Origin of the sequence: Oceanobacillus sp. HCA-5259, assembly GCF_037892815.1 — a bacterium.
GTDB lineage: Bacteria > Bacillota > Bacilli > Bacillales > Amphibacillaceae > Oceanobacillus > Oceanobacillus indicireducens.
The window spans coordinates 70,908-93,621 of record NZ_JBBKBV010000007.1 but is presented as its reverse complement, the minus strand read 5'-3'; the positions used below and the strand labels follow the sequence as shown (position 1 = coordinate 93,621).

Annotated in this window: 24 protein-coding genes and 1 tRNA gene; 22 read left to right on the top strand and 3 right to left on the bottom strand. The window is 41.2% G+C overall.

Translation table 11 applies throughout. From position 1 onward, the window contains the following. Nucleotides 1–702 precede the first annotated feature (702 nt). The 15 genes from WKU33_RS06520 (at nt 703) to WKU33_RS06450 (ending at nt 12,949) form a co-directional block, all read left to right on the top strand. Complete coding sequence (locus WKU33_RS06520) at nt 703–1,056, top strand: YojF family protein (protein ID WP_340453785.1); 354 nt, start codon at nt 703–705, stop codon at nt 1,054–1,056. A 48-nt stretch (nt 1,057–1,104) separates the two neighbouring features. Then, complete coding sequence (gene bshB2, locus WKU33_RS06515; protein ID WP_340453783.1) at nt 1,105–1,782, top strand: bacillithiol biosynthesis deacetylase BshB2; 678 nt, start codon at nt 1,105–1,107, stop codon at nt 1,780–1,782. Between the two features lie 76 nt (nt 1,783–1,858). After that, a complete protein-coding gene (locus tag WKU33_RS06510) occupies nt 1,859–2,053 on the top strand; it encodes a PspC domain-containing protein (protein WP_156855724.1) in 195 nt (64 codons plus the stop codon). 2 nt (nt 2,054–2,055) lie between these two features. Beyond that, complete coding sequence (locus tag WKU33_RS06505) at nt 2,056–2,397, top strand: phage holin family protein (RefSeq protein ID WP_188859563.1); 342 nt, start codon at nt 2,056–2,058, stop codon at nt 2,395–2,397. 439 nt (nt 2,398–2,836) lie between these two features. Beyond that, complete coding sequence (hprK, locus tag WKU33_RS06500; RefSeq protein ID WP_340453781.1) at nt 2,837–3,772, top strand: HPr(Ser) kinase/phosphatase; 936 nt, start codon at nt 2,837–2,839, stop codon at nt 3,770–3,772. Nucleotides 3,773–3,817: 45 nt separating this feature from the next. After that, nucleotides 3,818–4,642 (top strand): prolipoprotein diacylglyceryl transferase, encoded by an 825-nt coding sequence (gene lgt / locus WKU33_RS06495; RefSeq protein ID WP_445321685.1) that lies wholly within the window; start codon nt 3,818–3,820, stop codon nt 4,640–4,642. Nucleotides 4,643–4,682: 40 nt separating this feature from the next. Further along, nucleotides 4,683–5,318 (top strand): pyrophosphatase PpaX, encoded by a 636-nt coding sequence (gene ppaX, locus WKU33_RS06490; RefSeq protein ID WP_340453778.1) that lies wholly within the window; start codon nt 4,683–4,685, stop codon nt 5,316–5,318. Nucleotides 5,319–5,321: 3 nt separating this feature from the next. Beyond that, nucleotides 5,322–5,849 (top strand): acyltransferase, encoded by a 528-nt coding sequence (locus tag WKU33_RS06485; RefSeq protein ID WP_156855728.1) that lies wholly within the window; start codon nt 5,322–5,324, stop codon nt 5,847–5,849. A 287-nt stretch (nt 5,850–6,136) separates the two neighbouring features. Then, on the top strand, nt 6,137–6,463 hold the full coding sequence (locus WKU33_RS06480; protein WP_340453775.1) for a hypothetical protein: 327 nt from the start codon (nt 6,137–6,139) through the stop codon (nt 6,461–6,463). Between the two features lie 73 nt (nt 6,464–6,536). Beyond that, nucleotides 6,537–7,532 (top strand): tetratricopeptide repeat protein, encoded by a 996-nt coding sequence (locus WKU33_RS06475; protein ID WP_340453773.1) that lies wholly within the window; start codon nt 6,537–6,539, stop codon nt 7,530–7,532. Nucleotides 7,533–7,587: 55 nt separating this feature from the next. Continuing rightward, nucleotides 7,588–8,559 carry a thioredoxin-disulfide reductase gene (gene trxB / locus WKU33_RS06470; RefSeq protein WP_268239607.1) on the top strand — a complete coding sequence of 324 codons (972 nt, stop codon included), beginning with the start codon at nt 7,588–7,590 and terminating at the stop codon, nt 8,557–8,559. Nucleotides 8,560–9,400: 841 nt separating this feature from the next. After that, the gene (rapZ, locus tag WKU33_RS06465) at nt 9,401–10,297 is read left to right on the top strand and encodes an RNase adapter RapZ (protein WP_229782795.1); all 897 of its coding nucleotides are present in this window, start codon (nt 9,401–9,403) and stop codon (nt 10,295–10,297) included. A 3-nt stretch (nt 10,298–10,300) separates the two neighbouring features. Next, the gene (locus WKU33_RS06460; RefSeq protein ID WP_188859536.1) at nt 10,301–11,254 is read left to right on the top strand and encodes a gluconeogenesis factor YvcK family protein; all 954 of its coding nucleotides are present in this window, start codon (nt 10,301–10,303) and stop codon (nt 11,252–11,254) included. Nucleotides 11,255–11,527: 273 nt separating this feature from the next. Further along, complete coding sequence (gene whiA / locus WKU33_RS06455; RefSeq protein WP_188859534.1) at nt 11,528–12,478, top strand: DNA-binding protein WhiA; 951 nt, start codon at nt 11,528–11,530, stop codon at nt 12,476–12,478. 213 nt (nt 12,479–12,691) lie between these two features. Then, complete coding sequence (locus WKU33_RS06450; protein ID WP_156855734.1) at nt 12,692–12,949, top strand: HPr family phosphocarrier protein; 258 nt, start codon at nt 12,692–12,694, stop codon at nt 12,947–12,949. Nucleotides 12,950–12,995: 46 nt separating this feature from the next. Here the strand turns inward: WKU33_RS06450 and clpP are convergent, their stop codons facing one another. Next, nucleotides 12,996–13,589, bottom strand: coding sequence for an ATP-dependent Clp endopeptidase proteolytic subunit ClpP (clpP, locus tag WKU33_RS06445; protein ID WP_188859532.1), 594 nt, complete (start codon nt 13,587–13,589; stop codon nt 12,996–12,998). A 243-nt stretch (nt 13,590–13,832) separates the two neighbouring features. Between clpP and WKU33_RS06440 the strand changes: the two genes are divergently transcribed. Beyond that, nucleotides 13,833–13,908 (top strand) — tRNA-Arg (locus WKU33_RS06440). Nucleotides 13,909–13,981: 73 nt separating this feature from the next. Here the strand turns inward: WKU33_RS06440 and WKU33_RS06435 are convergent. Both WKU33_RS06435 and WKU33_RS06430 read right to left on the bottom strand, forming a co-directional pair. Then, complete coding sequence (locus tag WKU33_RS06435) at nt 13,982–14,491, bottom strand: shikimate kinase (RefSeq protein ID WP_229782762.1); 510 nt, start codon at nt 14,489–14,491, stop codon at nt 13,982–13,984. A 29-nt stretch (nt 14,492–14,520) separates the two neighbouring features. Continuing rightward, entirely contained in the window at nt 14,521–14,907 is a 387-nt protein-coding gene (locus tag WKU33_RS06430; protein ID WP_188858939.1) for a ribonuclease HI family protein, read from the bottom strand. Nucleotides 14,908–15,043: 136 nt separating this feature from the next. Here WKU33_RS06430 and WKU33_RS06425 point away from each other — a divergent pair, with 136 nt between their 5' ends. The 6 genes from WKU33_RS06425 to rpoN all read left to right on the top strand — a co-directional run bounded on the left by WKU33_RS06425 (nt 15,044) and on the right by rpoN (nt 22,710). Continuing rightward, nucleotides 15,044–16,054 carry an ABC transporter ATP-binding protein gene (locus tag WKU33_RS06425; RefSeq protein WP_188858941.1) on the top strand — a complete coding sequence of 337 codons (1,011 nt, stop codon included), beginning with the start codon at nt 15,044–15,046 and terminating at the stop codon, nt 16,052–16,054. Further along, nucleotides 16,035–17,009: an ABC transporter ATP-binding protein gene (locus WKU33_RS06420; protein ID WP_188858942.1), complete on the top strand. Its 975-nt coding sequence runs from the start codon at nt 16,035–16,037 to the stop codon at nt 17,007–17,009. Before WKU33_RS06425 ends, WKU33_RS06420 begins: the two co-directional genes overlap by 20 nt. 39 nt (nt 17,010–17,048) lie before the next feature. Further along, nucleotides 17,049–18,734 carry an ABC transporter substrate-binding protein gene (locus WKU33_RS06415; RefSeq protein WP_188858943.1) on the top strand — a complete coding sequence of 562 codons (1,686 nt, stop codon included), beginning with the start codon at nt 17,049–17,051 and terminating at the stop codon, nt 18,732–18,734. 107 nt (nt 18,735–18,841) lie between these two features. Further along, on the top strand, nt 18,842–19,843 hold the full coding sequence (locus tag WKU33_RS06410; protein WP_336251797.1) for an ABC transporter permease: 1,002 nt from the start codon (nt 18,842–18,844) through the stop codon (nt 19,841–19,843). Between the two features lie 75 nt (nt 19,844–19,918). Next, nucleotides 19,919–20,782 (top strand): nickel transporter permease, encoded by an 864-nt coding sequence (nikC, locus tag WKU33_RS06405; RefSeq protein ID WP_336251876.1) that lies wholly within the window; start codon nt 19,919–19,921, stop codon nt 20,780–20,782. 650 nt (nt 20,783–21,432) lie between these two features. Further along, a complete protein-coding gene (gene rpoN, locus WKU33_RS06400; RefSeq protein WP_336251796.1) occupies nt 21,433–22,710 on the top strand; it encodes an RNA polymerase factor sigma-54 in 1,278 nt (425 codons plus the stop codon). Nucleotides 22,711–22,714 lie beyond the last annotated feature (4 nt).

The following is a 22,714-nucleotide window of genomic DNA, read 5'->3' as shown; positions in this document are numbered from 1 at the left end:
AGTGGTCACCACCTACTTTTCATGCCTAAATCCCTTGATAATGGATTTAGGCACTATTTCATTCGAACCTTCTAAGCTGCTTTATCCTCCTCCAAAACAACTGATTTCCTAAAAATGACGCCCTAAATAGATCTTTAAAGTATGCTATTTTTTCATTGTTTTTTTAAACGATAAATTGCATCTTTCTGAATGGTTATTACTTTTTAAATTTGATTTTATAAAAGGTGTTGACACTATTGATCAACATTAGTGGAAATATCAACATCAGCATAATAAAATCTTTCACAGAATAACCTTGTTGTCTAGAAAATCCAGCTTTGTGACAGAGTGAAAAGAATATTGAAAGTTCCCATTATATTTCTTATGATAGAGTTAATTGAAAATCCATGAGTTTGGAATACCTGTTCAATCTCCTTGGCTTTTCCTCGCATAATAACACGTCCTTTTATTTAGATTTGGTATGGTAACTTAAGTAAGTGTTTATGCGTTTTTTTATGTTTTAATCGCTTTTAAATCAGCGAATCAGCGCCTATTATTAATTTTCAAGGTGCGAAACTCAAGTACTTTTATTTAATTTTAGTCTTGGTAATGGTTGAACATACAGCGAGTGTTTTTAATTATCGAATATGCTAGGCCGTAATTTTTGACGTCAACCTTTAGATTATGTACATTTAAACTAGAGTTATGTAGGAGGAAAATGGAATGGAACCTATTAATGTATCAAAAGTTCAAGCATGTTTGGATGATTACATAAACAAATCTGTTTATCTCCATCTTGAAACAACTAACGGTGCTTACGCGAGTCATATAAATGAAAAAGCATATAACGTTGGAGCTTTCATCCGAAATGCTCAAGTGAAATTTACAAATGCTAAAATCGTTGAAAATAACAGTGTATACCGAGTAGGTCTCAAATTGGAAATCGGTTGGGTTTATGCTGAAGGCTTAACGGATTGGACCGTAACGGAAGAAGGGCAATTATTGCTCGCTGGCCATGATAGGGAAGGCAGGTTAATGGTGGCACTGCAAATTAGTGAACAGCCATTTCCAAATTAAGGAGTAAGATTGTTTTTAAACGGAATGATAAGAAAATAGGTGATAGAAATGGGAAAACATAAACATGTTGTTGTCATTTATCCGCATCCAGATGATGAATCATTTGGTGCAGCGGGTACAATAAGCCAATACCGAAAACAAGGTGTTCCTGTGACATACTTATGCGGAACATTAGGTGAAATGGGGAGGAATATGGGAAATCCTCCAATCGCAAACAGGGAAACATTACCGCAAATTAGAAAGGAAGAATTACTGGAAGCTGCGAAGGTCTTGGATATGGAAGTAGAGATGCTCGGGTTTAGGGATAAGACTCTTGAGTTTGAAGACCTGACGACGGTTGCGACTCATCTTAAAGAATATCTCGATCAAATAAAACCGTCTCTAGTTATCACGCATTATCCGGATTATGCAGTTCACCCGGATCATAATGCACTTGGAGCAGCTGCGATTGAAGCGGTTCGTATGATGGATAAGAGCGAGCGTCCAGTCGTATGGGCACAAGCAATTAGTAGGAATTTTGAGGATGTGCTGGGAAGTCCTGACGTGAAGAATGATGTTCGTGCGGAAATCGATACAAAGCTGAAGGCGATTTATGCTCATAAGACCCAAGCTGCAGGAGTTTTATCACAATTTATGCAACCAGGTTTTAGTGAGGAAGAATTTAAAAAAGAAGTAGCAAACAATTTCTCGACCGAGCAATTTTATGTATGGAAGTATAATGATTAAATGCAATTCCTACGAAACTTTTCTTCGTGCTTATCCGTATAACAGGTAAGTATTGTTATGCTTAGGAGGGAATATTATGAAAAAACTTTATCGTTCATCTGATAACCGCTATGTGGCAGGAGTATTTGGAGGTTTATCTGATTACTTAAACGTTGATGCCACTGTATTGCGGGTCATCTTCGTTATATTGCTCATCCCGAGTTTTACTACGGTTGCATTAATTTATTTAGTTGCAGCACTGATTATCCCTAAAGATATGGAGATTTACTAATGATGCGCTTTCTGATATCTCTAGGACTCAATACAGTCGCTCTATTAATAGTGAATGAAATCTTTGCTTCTTTCTATATTGAAGGAATAGGTACAGCGATATTAGCAAGTATCATTCTAGCAATATTGAATGTGCTCTTGAAGCCGATTTTGATCATCCTGACCTTACCAATCACAATCTTGACAATGGGATTGTTCCTGCTCGTTATTAATGCCATCACACTAATGGCGACCCAGGCATTGATGGGATCTTCATTTGTCATCGATGGCTTTGGCACTGCCTTTATCGCTTCTATCATTATCTCGCTCATCACCCTTGTGCTCGGTGGTTTAGTGAAAGAATAAACGTCAAACAAAATCGTAGGCCACCCGCCTACGATTTTTCGCGGGCTTATGCTACAATAAAGTGAAACTTCTATAAGTTAACATTCAAGGTATTGAATCGGAACATTATATTTAAGCATGGATAAAATCTGAACAAATTACTTGCCTACTTCGCAATTATTATATGGAACTCCTATGGGGGCGACTAAAGTATGCTTACGTTCTGTAACCAACGCTGGAACTAGGACATTCTGTTTGTCGGACGGCCTATTTGAGCCCTCTCAAGGAGATAGCTTGTGGCGGACTATTACATACGTACTGTGGAAACGCCAGCATTAGCATGTCTTATGCGTTAAGGCTCACTTAGCTGTCCACGGGAAGCACTGTATATTCCTAGAGCGATGGTTGATACAGTTTCACGACTTGTTCAGATTTTCCATCTTTATATGGAGGGAAGATAATGGTGAGGGTTTGTACAAAAGATCTGCTTGATAACTTTACATTAACACTAGTAGCTGGAGCCCAAGGGATCAACCGAGAGATCATTACGAGTGATATATCACGACCGGGAATAGAAATGACAGGGTATTTTAATTTTTATCCAAAAGAGAGACTGCAATTAATCGGACGTACTGAGATGGCTTATTTTCTAGAACTATCCGATGAAGAAAAACGCGACCGGGCAATCAAACTTTGCGAAGATATTACACCAGGAATCATTGTTTCACGTGGCATGGATATCCCAGAAGTATTGATTGAAGTTGCGAATGAAGCTGGTGTCCCGATTCTGCGTTCTCCCCGGAAGACAACCCGGGTATTAAGTCGGTTAACGAACTACTTAGAAGGGAAATTCGCGCCGACTACTTCAATGCATGGTGTACTCGTTGATATTTATGGTGTAGGCGTGTTGATTACTGGGCAAAGCGGTGTTGGAAAGAGTGAAACAGCACTGGAGCTTGTGAAACGTGGTCATCGCCTTGTTGCGGACGACAGTGTGGAAATTTACCAAGAAGATTATGACAGCCTTGTTGGCAGCTCACCTGAAATCCTTGAACATATGCTGGAAATTCGTGGATTAGGGATTATTGATGTCATGACTTTATTTGGTGCGGGAGCAGTACGGACGAAAAAACGTATCTCTGTCGCCATTCATCTTGAAAACTGGGATGACACAAAGCAGTATGACCGTCTTGGACTTGATGAAGATACATTGCAAATTATGGACGTCAAATTGCCGAAAGCAACGATACCTGTACGACCTGGGAGAAACTTAGCTGTTATTATTGAAGTGGCGGCGATGAACTTCCGGCTCAAACTCATGGGAATAAACACCGCCGAACAATTTTCCGAGCGGTTAACAGATATCATTCAAAATGAAAGTAACATGTTGGAATAGAGGGGTGTTCTTTTGATTTATACGGTAGAGCCATTAGACCGGGTTATGCTTGAACTGGGACCTTTTACCATTTATTGGTACGGCGTCATTATTGCCTTTGGAGCATTACTTGGAATTTATTTAGCAACGAGAGAAGCGGAGAGGCTCGGTTGGAATAAAGATACGATTATTGATTTTGTCGTATATGCCATTCCAATCGCGATTATAACTGCACGGATTTTTTACGTTACCTTTGAATGGGAACGGTATGCTGGCGGTCCGTTTTGGAAGGTGTTTGCGATTTGGGAAGGTGGAATTGCGATTCATGGCGCAGTCCTTGGCGGGGTTCTGACAGCAATCGTATATACGAGAGTGAAAAAGTTGTCATTTTGGAAACTTGCCGATATTATCGCACCGAGCTTGATTCTTGGACAAGCAATTGGCCGCTGGGGAAATTTCATGAATCAGGAAGCCCATGGAGGACCTGTTTCAGAAGCAGCCTATAATAATTTTCTCCAATACTTACCAGATTTTATTATGAATCAGATGACGATTGGAGGCGTCATGTATCACCCGACGTTCCTTTATGAATCCATCTGGAATATTCTTGTATTTATATTCTTGCTTCTGCTTCGGAAATATAACCCGACGCGCGGTGTAATATTCTTAAACTATCTCATATTTTATTCTGTTGGACGCTTCTTTATTGAAAGCTTGCGAACGGACAGCTTATATATTATCGAAGGCTTACGGACTGCACAGGTTGTCTCGGTGACATTAATCGTGGTAGGAATTATCTTGATCATCTATCGCCGTAGAACGGAACCGGTAAGGTATCTGGATATGCCGGAGTCGAAGAAAAGCCGGAAGAAAAAGAAGAAAAAACGTTAAGCTTTAGAAGGAAATATGAAACTTAGAAAGGAATTGAGGCATGAACACGCGGACAATACTCTTTGATTTGGATGGAACGCTCATTGATACGAATCAGTTGATTGTTGCATCTTTTAAACATACTTTTGAACATTTTAAATTAGACTTTACGGATGAGGAAATTATTGAATTTAATGGTCCACCACTCGTGGAGACATTTAAGAAAATCGATCCAGTCCGGTCAGATGAGATGGTAGCAACGTACAGGGCCCATAATTACCTGTATCATGACCAATATGTAACAGCATTTCCGAATGTGTTGGAAACACTTCAGGAATTGAAGAAGAATAATATTAAAATGGGAATCGTCACGACAAAGATTAGACAAGGTGTAGAGATGGGCTTGAAGAAAACAGGGTTGACCGGATTTTTTGATTCTATTGTTACGTTAGATAAAGTGACACATGCAAAACCACATCCGGAACCGGTTCTTAAAGCGATGGAGGAGCTGGGGGGAGAGAGTAAGTCTACGATTATGGTTGGAGATAATTCCCATGATATTGAATCAGGTCACAATGCCGGTGTAAGGACCGCGGCTGTTAGCTGGTCGCAAAAGGGAAGGGACCGATTACTTACATATGAGCCGACATATGTGCTTGAAGATATGTCAGATCTCCTTCAAATAGTAGGTGTGTAACCGATGCGTAAGACGAAAGCGTATCCTGTAAAAGATTCCAATTCCCTGTGGCAGATTTATAAAACGGTCCCGTTTCTTAAAGTTGTTAAAAACTTTATTATTATCCAACTTGCCCGTTATACACCGTTTCTCGCGATGAAAAACTGGTTATATCGAACTTTTTTACGAATGGAAGTTGGGGAGGAGACCGCATTTGCTTTGATGGTCATGCCCGATATTATGTTTCCGGAAAAAATCAAAGTAGGCAGGAATAGTATTATCGGGTATAACACGACGATTCTTGCTCATGAATATTTGATTAATGAATACCGCCTTGGGGAAGTGGCAATAGGAGATGAAGTGCTGATCGGAGCGAATTCAACCATCCTGCCAGGAATTACGATTGGCGATGGTGCTACGGTGTCTGCTGGAACACTTGTCCATAAAAATGTTCCAGCAGGCGCATTTGTTGGTGGAAACCCGATGCGAATCATATATACGAAAGAAGAAATGGATGAACGGAAAAAACAGGAAAAAACACAACTAGAATAAATATATTCGTATCGTGAAATAATGGAATGACTGAAAAGTTCAGTCTAGCTTTAGGCGAAAGCGGGACATGTATATGTGCCGCTTTTTTGGTGCAGGGGGGGAATTACCTCTGACAGAAACAACAATAAAATGTGATGAGTTTCACAAAAAAGTCATTAAAACAGTCAGACGTAGCTTTTTTTCTAGTAATGTAAATCGTACGCACATTAAGCTAAAAGTAAAGGGGAAACTTTCATAGATCATTTCCTTTATATCCTTCTGGAGAATTGTAATTTCGGGAAAAGATTATGTTCCTATTTAAACTGAAATTTCTCACCCTAGAGGCTGAAGCTCTATTTTTAAAAGATAAGTATAAGATTTTGTTGGGATTTGTTTGGAAAAAGAATAAATTCCGGGCATTAGTTGAACTTATAAATGAACTTATAAATGAAACAAAACAAACTATACTCCAAGTGACATTCCCATCTGCCGAACTGGATTGGTGTATTTTAAATCGATTAAATGCATCACATGTGATAGCCTATATGGCAGCGACCGTTGTTTGGTTGTTTCCGAGAAAACGAATTTTGCTTAAAGTAGGGCAACATAGGGATGTTGCAATTGCCAACCTTTAGGTACTGTTCCAAGTTCGCCTATAAAAGGAAATGTGTTATACTAAAAACATATGTCAATTTTAGGAGCAGGCTAATGAATAAACAGCGTAAAAAAGCAAATAAGCTTCTTCCGTTTATTCCGGACGCGGAATTTTACTTCTCAAAAGGAGTTAAAGCATTCCAGAAGCAGAGATTTGACCAATCTGTAAGGTGGTTAACGAAAGCGATCGATTCAGATCCAACGAATCCTTTATATAAATGCCAGCTTTCCGTTGTATATACAGAAACAGGGAAGTATCACAGGGCAAATCAATTATTAAATCATGTATTACAGAACAATGATTATGTAGATTGTTATTATTTACTTGCGAATAACTATGCACATCTTGGGCTTCTCAATGATTCCATGAAATATGCGAAAACATATTTAGAGAAGGAACCGGAGGGGGAGTTCGGTGAAGAAGCGGAGATGCTGATGGAGCTCATCGAATTCGAACTGGAAGATGAAGAATTTGATGATTGGTTATTGGAAGAGGAAGATGACTTGCTAAAGTATCAGGAGACAGTCTTCTATATGATGGAGAATGAGGAATGGCAGAAAGCAATCCCGCTCATTCATGAGATGCTCCTCTTATTTCCGGATCATCTTGTTGTGAGACATGATTATGCGCAAGCCTTGTTCTATACCGGAGAAGAGCAGAAGGCAATTGATCTGGAAATGAAGATTTTTAAAGAAGTGGGCCATTCCTTGCATAGTATGATTAATCTTGCGCTGTTCTACTATGAAGCAGAGCAGCATGAAGCATATGAGAAAATCATAAATGAATTGATCCATGTCTATCCGCTCCATGCGGATCAGCAGATTAAGCATGCGGTGACGATGGCAAAAACAGGGAACTATGACGTAGCTTATCGACGATTTACAAGAATTAATCGGGGTATGGCACGTGGACATTTATCTTTTTATAAATGGTTCAGCATCACTTGTTACCATATCGGAAAAAAAGAGCTTGCCATCGACTTATGGGAGGATGGCTGCTTGAAGCATCGGGCTCTTCAAGATCACGTAGCACCCTGGCAGGAGTCGTGAGCAGATAAATAGACGGAAAACCGTAGATTATTATAAACTCAACATAAGAACAATTATAAAAGAGGCGATAAACATGTCTGAAGAAATTTTATATGATGTGATCATAGCTGGAGCAGGTCCTGCTGGTATGACTGCAGCTGTCTACGCATCACGAGCAAATTTAAAAACATTGATGATCGAGCGCGGGATTCCAGGAGGTCAAGTAGCGAACACGGAAGATGTGGAGAACTACCCTGGATATGACCACATCCTTGGCCCAGACCTATCAAATAAAATGTTTGAACATGCGAAGAAATTCGGAGCCGAATATGCATACGGTGATATTAAAGACGTTGTTGACCACGGAGACTATAAAACCGTTATTGCAGGCAATAAAGAATATAATACCAAATCATTAATCATTACAACAGGTGCAGAGCATAAGAAGTTAGGCATTCCTGGCGAAGAGGAATTAGCCGGACGCGGAGTTTCCTACTGTGCGGTATGTGACGGGGCATTCTTTAAGGAAAGACATCTTGTCGTTGTCGGTGGGGGCGACTCGGCAGTTGAGGAGGGAATGTACCTCACTCGATTTGCGAGTAAAGTGACAATTATCCACCGTCGTGATGAACTACGAGCTCAAAAGATTCTCCAAGAACGAGCATTCAATAATGAAAAAATTGAATTCATCTGGGATACTGGCGTTACTGAAATAAACGGAGAAAATGGTAAAGTAGCGAGTGTTACGTTAGAAAATAGGAATACAGGTGAGAAATCTGACTTCCCAACAGATGGTGTATTTATCTACATTGGAACAGAACCTTTAAGTGAGCCATTCCAGTCCCTCGGAATTACAGATGAGGAAGGCTACATTCCAACGGACGAAAATATGGCGACGAAAATACCAGGCGTATTTGCAGCTGGGGATATTCGCGACAAAAAATTACGACAAATTGTGACAGCAACTGGAGACGGCAGTATCGCTGCTGAAGAGGCAATCAGCTATGTGGAAAATTTACCTGAAGTAATTGATACGACCCAATCGTAAAGAAAGTTAATGAAAAGTCATTACTTCTTAACGCTCCTGTAACCCGTATGCAACAATAATTGGGTACACTATTTATAACTAATTGACCCCCTTTTAATAGATAAATTAGTTTTTGTGCACAGGTTGCTACACCTGTGCATTTTTTTACTTTACGAAAAAAATGAATCCCCACCAAAATTTGTTGCAACCTGTCGAATTTTAAATGGACCACCATCCCTTTCATTCAGCGTAAGTGTCTTTGCTTGCTCCCTAATTTCGGCGTTCTAATCGCAGTTCAGTTGCCCGGCGGACGGATGCTTTCCACGGCCTCAGCCTCGACGCGCAGGACGTGCTAATGCAGACGTTGCCACAGGACGTGGCGGTCTTAGTCTGCCTAGGAAGAAGTTCGCTTCCTGCTCAGGTCTGGACTCGTGCTTTTCCCGCAGGAGTCACCGTCCGCCGGGAAACTGAACTGGTAGAGAGGATTGCTATTAATGGAAAATATCCCAACCATGATAGGAGTCGTCTTACTAAAATGAAAAATAGTGTTCCAAATTTGGTCTTTCCCGGGAGCAGTCCAGACACCTCGAGACTCCTGCAGGAGGAAAGGCATAGGTGAGACCCCGCAGTACGCAAAGCGTACGAGGAGGCTTACCAGCCGCCTGCGGAAAGCGAGAGGTGTCTGGACTGCGGACCTCCAGAAGGCAGTTGTACTTACGCTGAACGAAAGAAGTAATGAAAAGTGTACCTAGCTGTTTGAATAAAAATAAATTAATATAGTTTAAATTCGTTCGTGAATAGCATATGATAGATATAAGAACAAGAAGCGAAGAAAAGTTCCTCTAAAGGAGTGCGATTAGAAATGGCAGAGACGGAAATGGGCTTAGACACAGGAACGCGATTAGTAATTATTACCGGAATGTCAGGAGCAGGAAAGACAGTAGCAGTACAGAGCTTTGAAGACTTGGGATTTTATTGTGTAGATAACTTACCACCAACATTACTACCTAAATTTCTGGAGTTGATGAAGGATTCTACCAATAACATTACAAAAGTCGCCCTCGTGATGGACTTGCGGGGCAGGGAATTTTTCGATTCCTTATTCGAAGCATTAGATTCACTAAGTGAAGAAAATTGGGTAAAGGAACACATCCTTTTCTTAGATGCAAAAGATACAGCACTAGTGAGCCGTTATAAAGAAACAAGGCGCTCCCATCCATTAGCTGTTGGCGGTTTGCCGCTTACAGGGATTAAGCAGGAAAGAGAAATATTAGATGAATTAAGAGGACGTGCACAACGAATTATCGATACGACTGATTTGAAACCGCGAGAGCTTCGCGATAAAATCTTGAAAATATATTCTGAAGAACATCAGGAAATCTTCTCCATCAATATGGTTTCTTTCGGTTTTAAATACGGGATCCCGATTGATGCGGATCTGGTTTTTGATGTCCGCTTCTTACCGAACCCTCATTATGTAGGCCATCTTAAGCCACTTACCGGTCTGAATCAAGAAGTATCCTCTTATGTATTCAAATGGTCGGACACGCAGAAATTCATTGATAAAGTCTTAGATTTATTAGAGTTCATGCTTCCACAGTATAAGAAAGAAGGGAAATCCCAACTTGTCATCGCGATTGGATGTACGGGAGGACAACACCGTTCTGTTGCTCTCGCTGAACACTTCGCTAAGGAATTATCAAGGAATTATATTACCCATATCAGCCATCGCGATATCGATAAGAGAAAGGGAAGTTGAGGCATGAATGAGGATAAACAACCAAGAGTCGTTGTCGTCGGTGGAGGTACAGGAATGCCTGTCCTTCTACGGGGGTTAAAGAATTTACCAATTGATTTGATTGCAATTGTTACGGTAGCAGATGATGGCGGAAGTACCGGGAGATTGCGGGATGAGATGGCCATTCCCGCACCTGGAGATATTCGCAATGTAATTGCTGCACTTTCGGATGCAGAACCGATGTTAGTTGAATTATTTCAGCACCGGTTTGAAGTAGGAAATGGTTTGTCTGGTCATTCCCTGGGCAATTTATTGCTTGCAGCGATGACCTCTGTCACGGGCGACTTTTATGATGGAATAAAAGAGATTTCCCGTGTGTTGAACGTAAAAGGCACCATCTATCCAATTTCCACAGAAAATCTATCGCTTCATGCTAAAATGAAAGATGGATCAATTGTTTCGGGTGAATCTAATATTCCGTTATCAAATAAAGGGATTGACCATGTTTTTATAAGTCCTGAACCTGTAAAACCATTCAGTCATGCAGTTCAGGCAATTGTTGAGGCTGATCTAGTTGTCATCGGCCCAGGCAGTCTTTATACGAGTATAATGCCCAATCTGATTGTCCCTAGTGTACAAGAAGCATTGGAGCAGACAAAAGCTAAAATTGTTTATGTTTGTAATTTGATGACTCAGGCTGGTGAAACGACGGGGTATACAGCATCTGATCATGTGGAGGCGATTAACCGTCATATCGGGAAAGGAATCGTTGATGCGATCGTCGTACACAATGAACCGATTAAAGATACGATTAAGGAAAAATATGCGGAAGAGAATGCCGAACCCGTTATTTATGATACCGATAAATTGCTTGCTTTTGGACTTGAAATTATCGAAGGGGATATTGTTAACAAAGAGCATCCCGCTCTTCGTCATGATACGGATAAGATTGCAAAGCTGTTATATTCCTTATTATAAAAGAGTAGGTAGGAAAAAGGCGGAAAAGGAATAAGGCAGGCTCAAAACGCGATTGTTTTTGCTAGCGCTGACCTCTAGTACGTCCTATATGACATTTCAAGGCGGCAAGTAGTGCTTAGGGAGCGGAAAAGCTAACTAGCGTGTGTGGTGATTTTTACATTGTAGAATGTGAGTGTTTTTAGCAGAACCTCTTCTTTTGTGAAGTGTCATTTTTACCTGCCTTTTTGCGTAACCAAAAGAGGGAAGGAATCGAAGGTAAAGGAGGAGAACACGATGTCCTTTGCTTCAGAAATTAAGAAAGAATTAACAACAATAGAATCGAATGCAACTGAAAAGAAGGCTGAACTTGCAGCATTGATCCGCATGAATGGAGTTGTTTCCGTGTCAAAGCAGCGCTACTCTCTTGATGTGCAGACTGAAAATGCTGCGATTGCCCGTAGAATCTATACATTGATAAAGAGTAATTATGATGTACCGATTGAAGTGCTTGTTCGGAAAAAGATGAAATTGAAGAAAAATAATATTTATATTGTCAGGATGAAAGAAGGAGTACGAAAGGTTTTGCAGGATTTGGAAATTATGCAACCCCCGTATGATATCATCAGGGCGATTTCACCGGAAATATTTAACCATGACGCAAATAAGCGGGCCTATCTAAGAGGTGCGTTCCTTGCAGGCGGGTCGGTAAACAACCCGGAAACATCTTCTTATCATTTGGAAATTTACAACTACCACGAAGAGCATAACAATTCCCTAAGCGAATTATTAAATTCATTCGATTTAAAATCCAAGACACTTGAAAGAAGACATGGTTATATCGTCTATATTAAAGAGGCGGAGAAGATTACAGAATTTCTAAGTATTATCGGAGCGCATAATGCACTATTTAAATTTGAAGATGTACGGATCGTGCGTGATATGCGTAATTCCGTCAATCGGCTTGTTAATTGTGAAACAGCTAATTTGAATAAAACAATCGGAGCCGCATTCCGACAAATCGAGAATATTAAACTAATTGAACAGACGGTCGGTCTAGACCAATTACCAGAGAAACTTCAGGAAATTGCTGTTTTACGAAAGGAACATGAAGATGTTTCATTGAAAGAACTCGGTGAGTTGGTGGGGAGTGGAAAGATATCCAAGTCAGGTGTGAATCATCGCCTAAAGAAAATAGATGAATTTGCAGAGAAAATCCGGCAAGGTGAAATTTTTGTGAAGAAATAAAAGGATATTCTCTTTCTCCGTATTTCATGTTATAATACTGATAATTAAAAAATTTGGATCGGGAATGTTGCAACATTCCCGATTGGGATATTAAGTGATAAAATGCTACGAAGCGATGTAAGCAGAATAATTTTATTGCCTACATAATAAAGATAAATATTGAGTAAAAGTAAAATGGTAGCGTTTTCTAAACTTCAGGGAGGATGAGTTGAGTTGGTAGAGAATTTGGTGAAGGTTGATTTAGATTCAGGTCTGCAGGCCAGACCTGCTGCACTATTTGTGCAAGAAGCGAATCGTTACTCTTCGCATTTATTTTTAGAAAAAGACGGTAAAAAGGTGAATGCAAAAAGTATTATGGGATTAATGAGCTTGGCCATTGCAAATGGTGAGGAAATAAAAATTATTGCCGATGGGCCAGATGAAGAGGTAGCTTTAAACCATTTAATCTCCTTCGTCACAAATAAAGAATAAAAAAATACCCTTTCACTTGATTAGTGAAAGGGTTCTTTTTATAGTATTACTTATCCTCTGGCTTACGCTCTAAGATTTGGTCGATTAAACCGTATTCTACGGAACGTTCTGCATTCATGAAGTTGTCACGCTCTGTGTCGCGCTCAATTACTTCTAGTGGCTGACCGGTTTTCTCAGATAGGATTTCATTCATCCGTTGCTTAATTTCAATGATTCGTTTTGCATGGATTTCAATATCTGTTGCTTGCCCTTGCGCACCGCCAAGTGGCTGGTGAATCATAATCTCACTGTTAGGAAGGGCGTAGCGTTTGCCTTTTTCACCTGCTGCAAGCAGGAATGCCCCCATTGAAGCGGCCATACCGATACAAATAGTCGATACATCTGATTTAATGAAATTCATTGTATCATAGATTGCCATTCCAGCTGTGATGGATCCGCCCGGAGAGTTGATATAAAGAGAGATGTCTTTACCAGGATCTTCTGCCTCAAGGAATAGCAGTTGAGCGACAATTGAGTTCGCCACGTTATCATCAATAGCGCTACCAAGCAGAATGATACGGTCTTTCAAAAGTCTTGAATAAATATCATAAGCACGTTCTCCACGGTTCGTTTGTTCAATAACTGTAGGTACTAAATTCATTTACATATCCTCCTTATTTACATTGTCAATCGTTAGTATTTCTAGTGGGCTTTCTTTTTTCATCATATACCATTGGTCAAAAAAGGTCAAACGAAAGACTTCAACGAAATAAAAACAGACTAAATGCTAGCTTACCCGTTTATTTATCTTTATAAACAGTAGTAAAATAAGTATACATGTAAAAAAGCTTGAAAGTCTACTAAAAAAACGTTATAATAATCTTTGTGTTCATAAATAGATGATGCGCCCATAGCTCAGCCGGATAGAGCACTGGTTTCCGGTACCAGGTTTGTCGGGGGTTCGAATCCTCCTGGGCGCGCTAAAATCTCAATAAAGACAAGGGCTTGATTTCAATTCATCCCCTTGTCTTTTTCTTCTCTTCAAACTCCTCCTTATAATAATTTCAACTTATCATGAATTGTTTGAACTGCAGCGTCAACATCGAGGTTATCAATTGGCAGGCGGATATGATGTTCGTTGTAGATCGCCTGGCGTTCATCAAAGAGACTTTTAATCTCTTCTAGACTTTTTCCTTGTAATACAGGTCGCGTTGGAAGCAAGAGACTAATACGCTCTTTCCAATAACCAAATGACATGTCAAGAAATATGACAATAGCATGCTCCATGCAAGCTTTGCGGATTTCTTCCTGCATGAACGCTCCACCACCAACAGAAATCACTTTACCTTCTAATTGACAGGCGTCGACGATCATTTCTCTTTCCGTTTTTCTGAATTCCTTTTCTCCGTATACGTTAAAAATATCGACAGCTTCCATGCCGTATTTCGCTTCAATTTCCGCATCTATGTCAAGGAATCCGCATTGTAACTTACGGGCAAGTTCTTTACCGAGTGTTGTTTTCCCAACACCCATGAATCCAATTAAAACAATACTTTTCTTCACGTTCTATTCACCCTATGTTCTTTCTATTATTATTTATGAATACCTTCCTTTGCTAGTCGGTCTGCTCGTTGATTTTGTTTTTCTGGGATCCATTTAATGAAAAATAACGGGAAATGCCCACTTAACTCTTGAATCCTTTCAAGCAAGGGAAGGAAGTTATTATTTTTTGTATAGTTCTTTTCTACTGTATCAACGACAATCTTGGAATCGGTACGAAAGGAAAGTATTTCTTTTGGATACTGTACCTTACATAGCTCTAATGCCTTGATTACCGCGTGAAATTCTGCTTCATGATTCGAATATGTACCGATTGGAAAAGAATATTCGACGTCTGCTTTTCCAGCTTTGATGACGATCCCGATTCCACTTTTACCGGGATTTCCTTTAGAAGCAGCATCTGTATAGACTTCGATCAATCCTGTTCACGCTCCTTTGTAAAGTAGTATAAACTATTTTTTCTAAACTGTAAAAAATTATTCTCTTGATATTTTAATTAATTTTCTGTATATTAATGAGGAGACTAACCCTATTTTAAAGTGAAGGAGGTAGAAAATGGCAGAAGCAATCCTGGAGCTAAAAGAATTGAGCACCCATTTCTTTACAGATAGCGGAGAAATTCCAGCAGTGGATCAGGTAAGTTTTACCGTACATAAAGGAGAAGTGGTAGGAGTAGTGGGGGAATCAGGTAGCGGGAAAAGTGTTACTTCCTTATCCATTTTACAATTAATACCAAAACCTCCTGGAAAGATTGTAAACGGTTCCATTTTTTACAAGGATGAAAACTTGGCAAAAGCAAGTGAGAAGCGCATGAAAAAGATTCGTGGCAATGAGATCTCGATGATCTTCCAAGAGCCCATGACTTCACTGAATCCCGTATTTACAATCGGTAATCAGATGCGAGAAGCAATCCGTATTCATCAGAAGGTAAGTAAACAGACGGCAACGGAAAAAGCGATTCACATGTTGAAGGTTGTAGGGATACCGCGTGCGGAAGATATTGTAAATGAATACCCCCATCAATTATCGGGTGGAATGCGCCAGCGCGTCATGATAGCGATGGCGATGTCGAGTGAACCGAGCTTACTTATAGCTGACGAGCCGACAACCGCACTGGACGTGACGATTCAAGCGCAGATTCTTGATTTAATGAAAAAAATCAATAAAGAAGAACAGACGAGTATTTTACTTATTACGCATGATTTAGGTGTTGTAGCCGATATTTGCGACCGGGTTGTCGTCATGTATTCCGGACAAGTCGTTGAACAAGGAACGACAAGGGAAATCTTGAAGGATCCGAAACATCCTTATACTCAAGGGTTAATTCGTTCCTTGCCAAAGCTCCATGGGAAGGAGAAGAAGCTTTATTCTATTCCCGGTACGGTAGCTAGGCCGAGGAAAGATCATATTGGCTGCCGTTTTGCTCCCCGTTGTGAATTCGCCTTTGAACGTTGCTTCAAGGAGAACCCGCAAATTTACAACTTAGGCGAAGGCCGTGAAAGTCGTTGCTTCTTACATTCGAAGCAGGAAGGAGAGCGATTAAAGGATGTCACAACCAATACTTGAAGTGAAAGGGTTAAAAAAATATTTCCCGATCCAAGGCGGTGTGTTTGGAAAAACCGTTGGTGAAGTGAAAGCGGTTGATGACGTTTCTTTTCACGTGCGGGAAGGAGAAATCTTAGGAATTGTCGGGGAATCAGGCTGCGGGAAATCAACGACGGGAAAATCGATTCTGCGATTGATCGAACCGACGGAAGGTGAAGTGAAGTTCGAAGGGAAAGATATAACAAAATTTAGTTCAGAGGATATGCGGAAATTAAGAAGGGATATGCAAATTATATTCCAGGACCCATACGCATCCCTAAATCCGCGGCATACCGTGGAGAAAATTGTCGGTGAACCTTTACTCGTTCATGGAATGAAGTCAAAGAGTGAACGAAAGAAACGTGTAAGGCAGCTGTTAGAAATTGTCGGCTTAAGCAGCTATCACGCCTCAAGATACCCACATCAGTTCAGTGGAGGTCAAAGACAGCGGATTGGGATTGCTAGGGCCCTCGCAAATCATCCGAAATTAATTATTTGTGATGAGCCTGTATCTGCTCTTGATGTATCGGTACAATCACAAATATTAAATTTAATGGAAGAACTCCGTGACGAGTTTCAATTAACTTATATTTTTATTGCACATGATTTAAGTGTTGTTAAACATATTAGCGATCGGGTCGGGGTTATGTATTTAGGCCGGATGGTTGAACTAGCTGAGAAGGATGCCCTATACGAGGAACCGAAGCATCCATATACCAAAGCACTATTATCTGCCGTGCCGGAACCAGATCCGGATATTGTGAAAGAGCGAGTTATTCTTGAGGGGGATGTGCCAAGTCCCGCGAATCCACCAACCGGGTGCGCTTTCCATACGAGATGCCCGTTTGCGATGGATATTTGTTCGCAAGTAAGGCCGGAATTCGGTCCGGTCGATGATCAGCATTTTGTTGCCTGTCATTTATATAATGACAAGTAATAAAATATATTTTTAGTAAGAAAAAAGGGGGATAAAGAAATGAAGTTACGCATGACTTTACTTGCTACATTGCTGATTTTTTTATTAGCACTCGTAGCGTGTAGTGGTGATGGTGGTGCCAATACGAGTGACACACCGGATGACGATGCGACAGAGACGGATGCAGGGGAAAATGAGGATACTGAAGCGGAAGAGGCGACTGCAGCCGGAGATCAAGTGTTAGTATTTGCTAGAGGCGGAGATTCTGAGAGTCTAGATCCAGGAAGCACGACGGATGGGGAATCTTCACGAGTTACCCATCAAGTGTTGGAAGGACTATTGACCTTTGAAAAAGATTCCTTTGAATTACTGCCGGGACTTGCCCATGATTGGGAAGTTTCTGATGATGGTCTTTCCTATACGTTCTACTTGGAAGAGGGAGTAACCTTTCATGATGGGACGGACTTTAATGCAGAAGCCGTAAAAACGAATTTTGAAAGATGGGCAGATCCAGACCATGAATATGCATTCTCTGATGACGGTTATGTCTATTCCATGTATGGAACAATGTTTGGCGGGTATAAAGGGGAAGAAGGACATGTCATTGAAGAGATTAATGTCGTAAATGACCATGAAATTGAATTTATCTTAAATCAGCCGCTTGGATTCTTCCTGCAAAATCTTGGGATGAGCTATTTTGCCATAACATCCCCAGCTGCACTGGAAGAGTATGGACCAGAAATTAATGAAAATCCTGTAGGTACAGGCCCGTTTAAATTTGTGAGCTGGACAAAGGATGACTCCATAGTCCTCGAGAAGTTTGAAGACTATCGAGTAGATGGTTTACCGAAACTAGACCGAGTTATTTTTGAAGTGATTCCTGATAATGCTGCTCGGTTAATTGCACTCCGTTCCGGTGAAGTTGATATTATGGATGGACTGAATCCAGATGATGCTGAAGGGGTAGAGGCGGAGGAAGGTTTAGAGCTATTGACAAGATCAGAAAACAACGTTGGCTACCTTGGCTTTAATACACAGAGTGAGCCGCTTGATAACGTGGAAGTACGTCACGCAATCAATTATGCCATTGATAAAGAGGCAATTGCAGATGCTTTGTATGCTGGTTATGCTACAACAGCAAAAAACCCGCTGCCACCGGGATATTTAGGTTATAACGATGATGTCGAGGCTTATGAGTATGACCCGGATAAAGCGATTGAACTACTAGCTGAAGCAGGATTTGAGGATGGGCTTGAAATTGAATTGTGGACAATGCCGGTCGCGCGTCCGTATATGCCTGATCCGGAGACGGTTGCACAAATCGTTCAGAATAACTTAGAAGACGTTGGTGTGACAGCCAATATCGTACGTGAAGAGTGGGCACCGTACTTGGAAAAGACATCCCAAGGCGAGCATCAGTTGTATATGCTTGGCTGGTCAGGAACAAATGGAGACCCGGATTATTTCTTAAGCAGTCTGCTCCATGGCTCTAACATTGGAAGCAGTAACCGTGAATTTTATCAAAATGATGAGGTCGATGAACTGCTGGATGCAGCAAAGCGGGCTATTGACCAGGATGAGCGGGCTGACCTTTACGCACAAGCTCAAGAACTCATATCGGAAGACTCGCCAATGGTTACACTTGTACACTCTACACCAGTAATGGCGACTACAAGTAACGTGCAAAACTATGTCCCGCATCCATCTACAAGTGAATCTCTGGCAGAAGTGGAACTGACCGAGTAATTCACAGGCAAGGGGAAAGTGGTAAAACAGAAGGGATAGTAGACTGGTGCTGCTATCCCTGTCTTTGTTGACGGATCGAAAAGCTTTTACAGAATGAGGGGGAAAACATGGTAACGTATATACTTCGCCGTCTGTTAATGCTCATTCCAGTATTAATTGGGATGACGCTCATAACCTTTTCAATTGTCCATCTTATTCCGGGAAACCCTGCGCAGGTTATCCTGGGTGAAGCGGCAACAGCAGATGCAATTGCTAATTTGGAAAAGACAATGGGATTGAATGAACCTTATTTTGTTCAATATTGGAATTATATTTTAGATATTTTACAAGGTGATTTGGGCACCTCACTCCGTTCCAAGGCGGAAATTTCTAGTGAAATTCTCCCTTACATAGCAGCTACTTTTGAGCTGACACTATTTGCAATGATCTTTGCGATTGTCGTAGGAGTCAATGCTGGAATCATTAGTGCTTGGAAACAGAATTCCTGGTTTGATCTAGCAGCAATGCTCATTGCTTTAATAGGCGTCTCCATGCCGGTGTTCTGGCTCGCATTAATGGAACAATGGATATTTGCTCAAGAGCTCGGCTGGTTACCAGCTTATGGCAGACAAGACAGTAAGGATCCAATTGCTGCAATTACGCATCTCTATGTGCTTGATTCATTGATTCATCTGGACTTTGCCAGGGCGGGAACGATATTGAAGCATTTGATATTACCGAGTATTGCCCTTGGAACAATCCCGATGGCAATCATTGCACGGATGACTAGATCCAGCATGCTAGAAGTCATGAAGTCGGATTACATTCGTACAGTGCGGGCGAAAGGGTCTGGCCAATTTCTTGTTATCTATAAGCATGCGTTAAAAAACGCGATGATACCAGTAATCACTGTAATTGGATTGCAAACGGGTGTGCTATTAGGCGGAGCTATTTTAACGGAAACAATTTTCAGTTGGCCAGGGGTAGGCAGATATGTATATGAAGCGATTAATTACCGGGATTATCCGGTTATCCAGTCAGGAATATTAGTCATCGCTTTCATCTTCGTCATGATTAACTTGGTCGTTGACATTTTATATAAAAAACTTGATCCGCGGATTAAGTATTAGGAGGTGGTGCACATGAAGCTAAGTGAAAAAAATACAGAGCAGCCTGTACCAAATCCTGCAGTAGAGGGTCACTTGATGGACCATGAAGAGATGGAAGTTACTTCGCCATGGAAAGATACATTTCGCGAGCTGCGGAAGAATAGATTGGCGATCATTGGATTTTCCGTCATCATATTCTTTATCTTGATAGCGATATTTGCCCCACTGTTCACATCGTACACGTATCACGAACAAAATCTTGCAAGCCGGCTGCAACCGCCATCTGGGGAATATTGGCTCGGAACAGATCACTTAGGAAGAGATATTTTCACAAGGCTTGTCTACGGGGCAAGAGTATCGTTGATGGTTGGGTTTATTGCTGTTTCAGGTGCATTAGTGTTCGGAACCTTTCTAGGTATTATAGCTGGTTATTTCGGTCGTTGGGTCGATATGATTATTTCCCGTATCTTTGATATTCTACTTGCTTTCCCGAGTATTCTACTAGCAATTGCGATTGTAGCAATTCTAGGACCATCGTTGCAAAATGCATTACTAGCAATTGCGATTATTAATATACCGATATTTGGAAGACTTGTTAGATCACGGGTAATAAGTCTACGGGAAGAGGAGTATATGATGGCGGCGAAAGCTCAGGGAATGAGGCATGGAAGGATTATTTTCCAGCATATTTTGCCGAATAGTGTGGCGCCAATCATTGTCCAATCCACGCTCGGGTTTGGTACGGCAATATTAGAAGCTGCAGCCCTAGGATTCTTAGGGTTAGGGGCACAGCCGCCAACGCCTGAGTGGGGTCAAATGCTTGCGGACTCGAGAGACTTCATCCAACTCGCACCATGGACCGTTATCGTCCCGGGAATCGCTATCGTCCTCGTCGTCCTAGGCTTCAACCTAATCGGCGACGGCCTCCGCGACGCCCTCGACCCGAAAATGAAGAACTAAAAAGCTAATTACCTTCATACGGCGTAAGTGTCTAGCTCGATTATTTAATTTAGCGCTCTATTCGCCGTTCAGTTGCCCGGAGGACGGATGCTTTCCGCGGGCTCCGCGCTGAGCCTCGACGCATAGGACGTGCTAATGCAGACGTTGCCATATACGAGAGCGAACTTAGTCTGCCTCGGAAGAAGTTCGCTTCCTGCTCAGGTCTGGACTCGTGCTTTTCCCGTTGGAGTCACCGTCCGCCGGGCAACTGAACTGGTAGAGGGCGTTATTATTAATGGAAACTAACCCACCACTATGATAAACGATCTAATTACTAAAATGAAAAATAGTGTTCCAAATTAGGCCCTCCCTCGGAGCAGTCCAGACACCTCGAGACTCCTGCAGGAGGATAGGCATAGGTGAGACCCCGCAGGGCGCCAGCCCGAGGAGGCTCACCAGCCGCCTGCGGAAAGCGAGAGGTGTCTGGACTGCGGACCTCCAGGTAAGAGTTGAACTTACGCTGTATGAAAGCAATCAATCTTTGAACAAATTGATTTATCATTATATAGTAGAAACAGGGATATTTTATCACGCATTAACCTAACATTCAGTGGGGCTAAGGAATTCCCCACTGAATGAAGTTTCACTTTATGGGGAAGGAGTTGTCCGTTGTGAAACAGCACTTGGTCCAACAGCAAACAATCCAGCGCAAATTGAACCAGTCACTCATCCAATCCATACAAATGCTTCAGTTCACTTCCATTGAATTGTACGAATACATCAATGAGATAGCAGAGGAAAATCCATTAATCGAAGAAGTCATCTATGATGCAGACGAACGTCAACAGACCTATCAAGCGTCTGATACATACTCCATTGATGCGATGAATTCCAGTGAGAAAACATTATACGATCGGTTGAAAGAGCAATTGCTGACCATAGATATCCCGGAAGAACTTCTTCCGACTGTCGAATTTGGAATTGACTCCTTGAATGAAAATGGATATTTGGAAATATCTCTGGAAGAATGGGCAAGTGCATGTAACACGACATATCCCATTACGGAAAAAGCGCTACATATTATTCAGCAACTTGAGCCCCGTGGCATTGGGGCAAGACATCTTGGAGAATGTATCTATCTGCAACTCCGCGAGATGGATGGCTATCGCCCTTTTATAGAGGATTTACTTCTTCATCATCTTGATTGGATTGCTGATTATGATTGGACTGCTATACAGGAATCATATGGAATCACGCAGGGGGAATTGGAAGATCTAATCAAGCTTATTCAATCCTGTGATCCCAAGCCAGGTAAATTGCTCGATACGACTGATGTGGAATATATAGTCCCGGAAGCGAAAATCTGGAAGGATCAAGATAAGTGGAAAATTACATTTTATCATTGGTCGGCTCCGAAACTAGTAATTGATTCATCATATAATCAATTGGCGGACAAAGAAGCAGAGAAGTTTCTGAAGTCCAAGCGTGACCAATTACGATGGCTGGAAGGAGCACTTAAATATCGAACGGCTACTATTGAACTTGTTATTCGTGAGATTGTAGAGAGGCAAGTCGAATTCTTTGAATTTGGTTTACTTCATTTAAAGTCGATGACATTAAGTGATATTGCGGAGAAACTTGAGTTGCATACATCCACAATCAGCCGGGCGGTTAACAATAAGTATGTCGAGACACCTCATGGGATTTATCCGCTCAAATTCTTTTTCCAATCTGGTGTTTCACAAGACGACGGTAAAAAAACAACAATCGTCCTAAAACACATGATCCACCAATTGATTGAAGAGGAAGACAAGGCTCGACCATTATCCGACGAGAGGATAAGAAGTTGTTTACAGGAGAAATATTCCGTGAACATTGCAAGAAGAACAGTGATGAAGTACAGACAAGAACTAAATATTCCCGCTTCCTATAAACGAAGAAAGGAGTAATTAT

Coding starts and splice junctions, on each gene's coding strand:
- WKU33_RS06520 (WP_340453785.1), top strand. CDS start 703: ATGGAACCTATTAATGTATCAAAAGTTCAAGCATGTTTGGATGATTAC.
- bshB2 (WP_340453783.1), top strand. CDS start 1,105: ATGGGAAAACATAAACATGTTGTTGTCATTTATCCGCATCCAGATGAT.
- WKU33_RS06510 (WP_156855724.1), top strand. CDS start 1,859: ATGAAAAAACTTTATCGTTCATCTGATAACCGCTATGTGGCAGGAGTA.
- WKU33_RS06505 (WP_188859563.1), top strand. CDS start 2,056: ATGCGCTTTCTGATATCTCTAGGACTCAATACAGTCGCTCTATTAATA.
- hprK (WP_340453781.1), top strand. CDS start 2,837: ATGGTGAGGGTTTGTACAAAAGATCTGCTTGATAACTTTACATTAACA.
- lgt (WP_445321685.1), top strand. CDS start 3,818: ATGCTTGAACTGGGACCTTTTACCATTTATTGGTACGGCGTCATTATT.
- ppaX (WP_340453778.1), top strand. CDS start 4,683: ATGAACACGCGGACAATACTCTTTGATTTGGATGGAACGCTCATTGAT.
- WKU33_RS06485 (WP_156855728.1), top strand. CDS start 5,322: ATGCGTAAGACGAAAGCGTATCCTGTAAAAGATTCCAATTCCCTGTGG.
- WKU33_RS06480 (WP_340453775.1), top strand. CDS start 6,137: ATGTTCCTATTTAAACTGAAATTTCTCACCCTAGAGGCTGAAGCTCTA.
- WKU33_RS06475 (WP_340453773.1), top strand. CDS start 6,537: ATGAATAAACAGCGTAAAAAAGCAAATAAGCTTCTTCCGTTTATTCCG.
- rapZ (WP_229782795.1), top strand. CDS start 9,401: ATGGCAGAGACGGAAATGGGCTTAGACACAGGAACGCGATTAGTAATT.
- WKU33_RS06460 (WP_188859536.1), top strand. CDS start 10,301: ATGAATGAGGATAAACAACCAAGAGTCGTTGTCGTCGGTGGAGGTACA.
- whiA (WP_188859534.1), top strand. CDS start 11,528: ATGTCCTTTGCTTCAGAAATTAAGAAAGAATTAACAACAATAGAATCG.
- clpP (WP_188859532.1), bottom strand. CDS start 13,589: ATGAATTTAGTACCTACAGTTATTGAACAAACGAACCGTGGAGAACGT.
- WKU33_RS06425 (WP_188858941.1), top strand. CDS start 15,044: ATGGCAGAAGCAATCCTGGAGCTAAAAGAATTGAGCACCCATTTCTTT.
- WKU33_RS06420 (WP_188858942.1), top strand. CDS start 16,035: ATGTCACAACCAATACTTGAAGTGAAAGGGTTAAAAAAATATTTCCCG.
- WKU33_RS06415 (WP_188858943.1), top strand. CDS start 17,049: ATGAAGTTACGCATGACTTTACTTGCTACATTGCTGATTTTTTTATTA.
- WKU33_RS06410 (WP_336251797.1), top strand. CDS start 18,842: ATGGTAACGTATATACTTCGCCGTCTGTTAATGCTCATTCCAGTATTA.
- nikC (WP_336251876.1), top strand. CDS start 19,919: ATGGACCATGAAGAGATGGAAGTTACTTCGCCATGGAAAGATACATTT.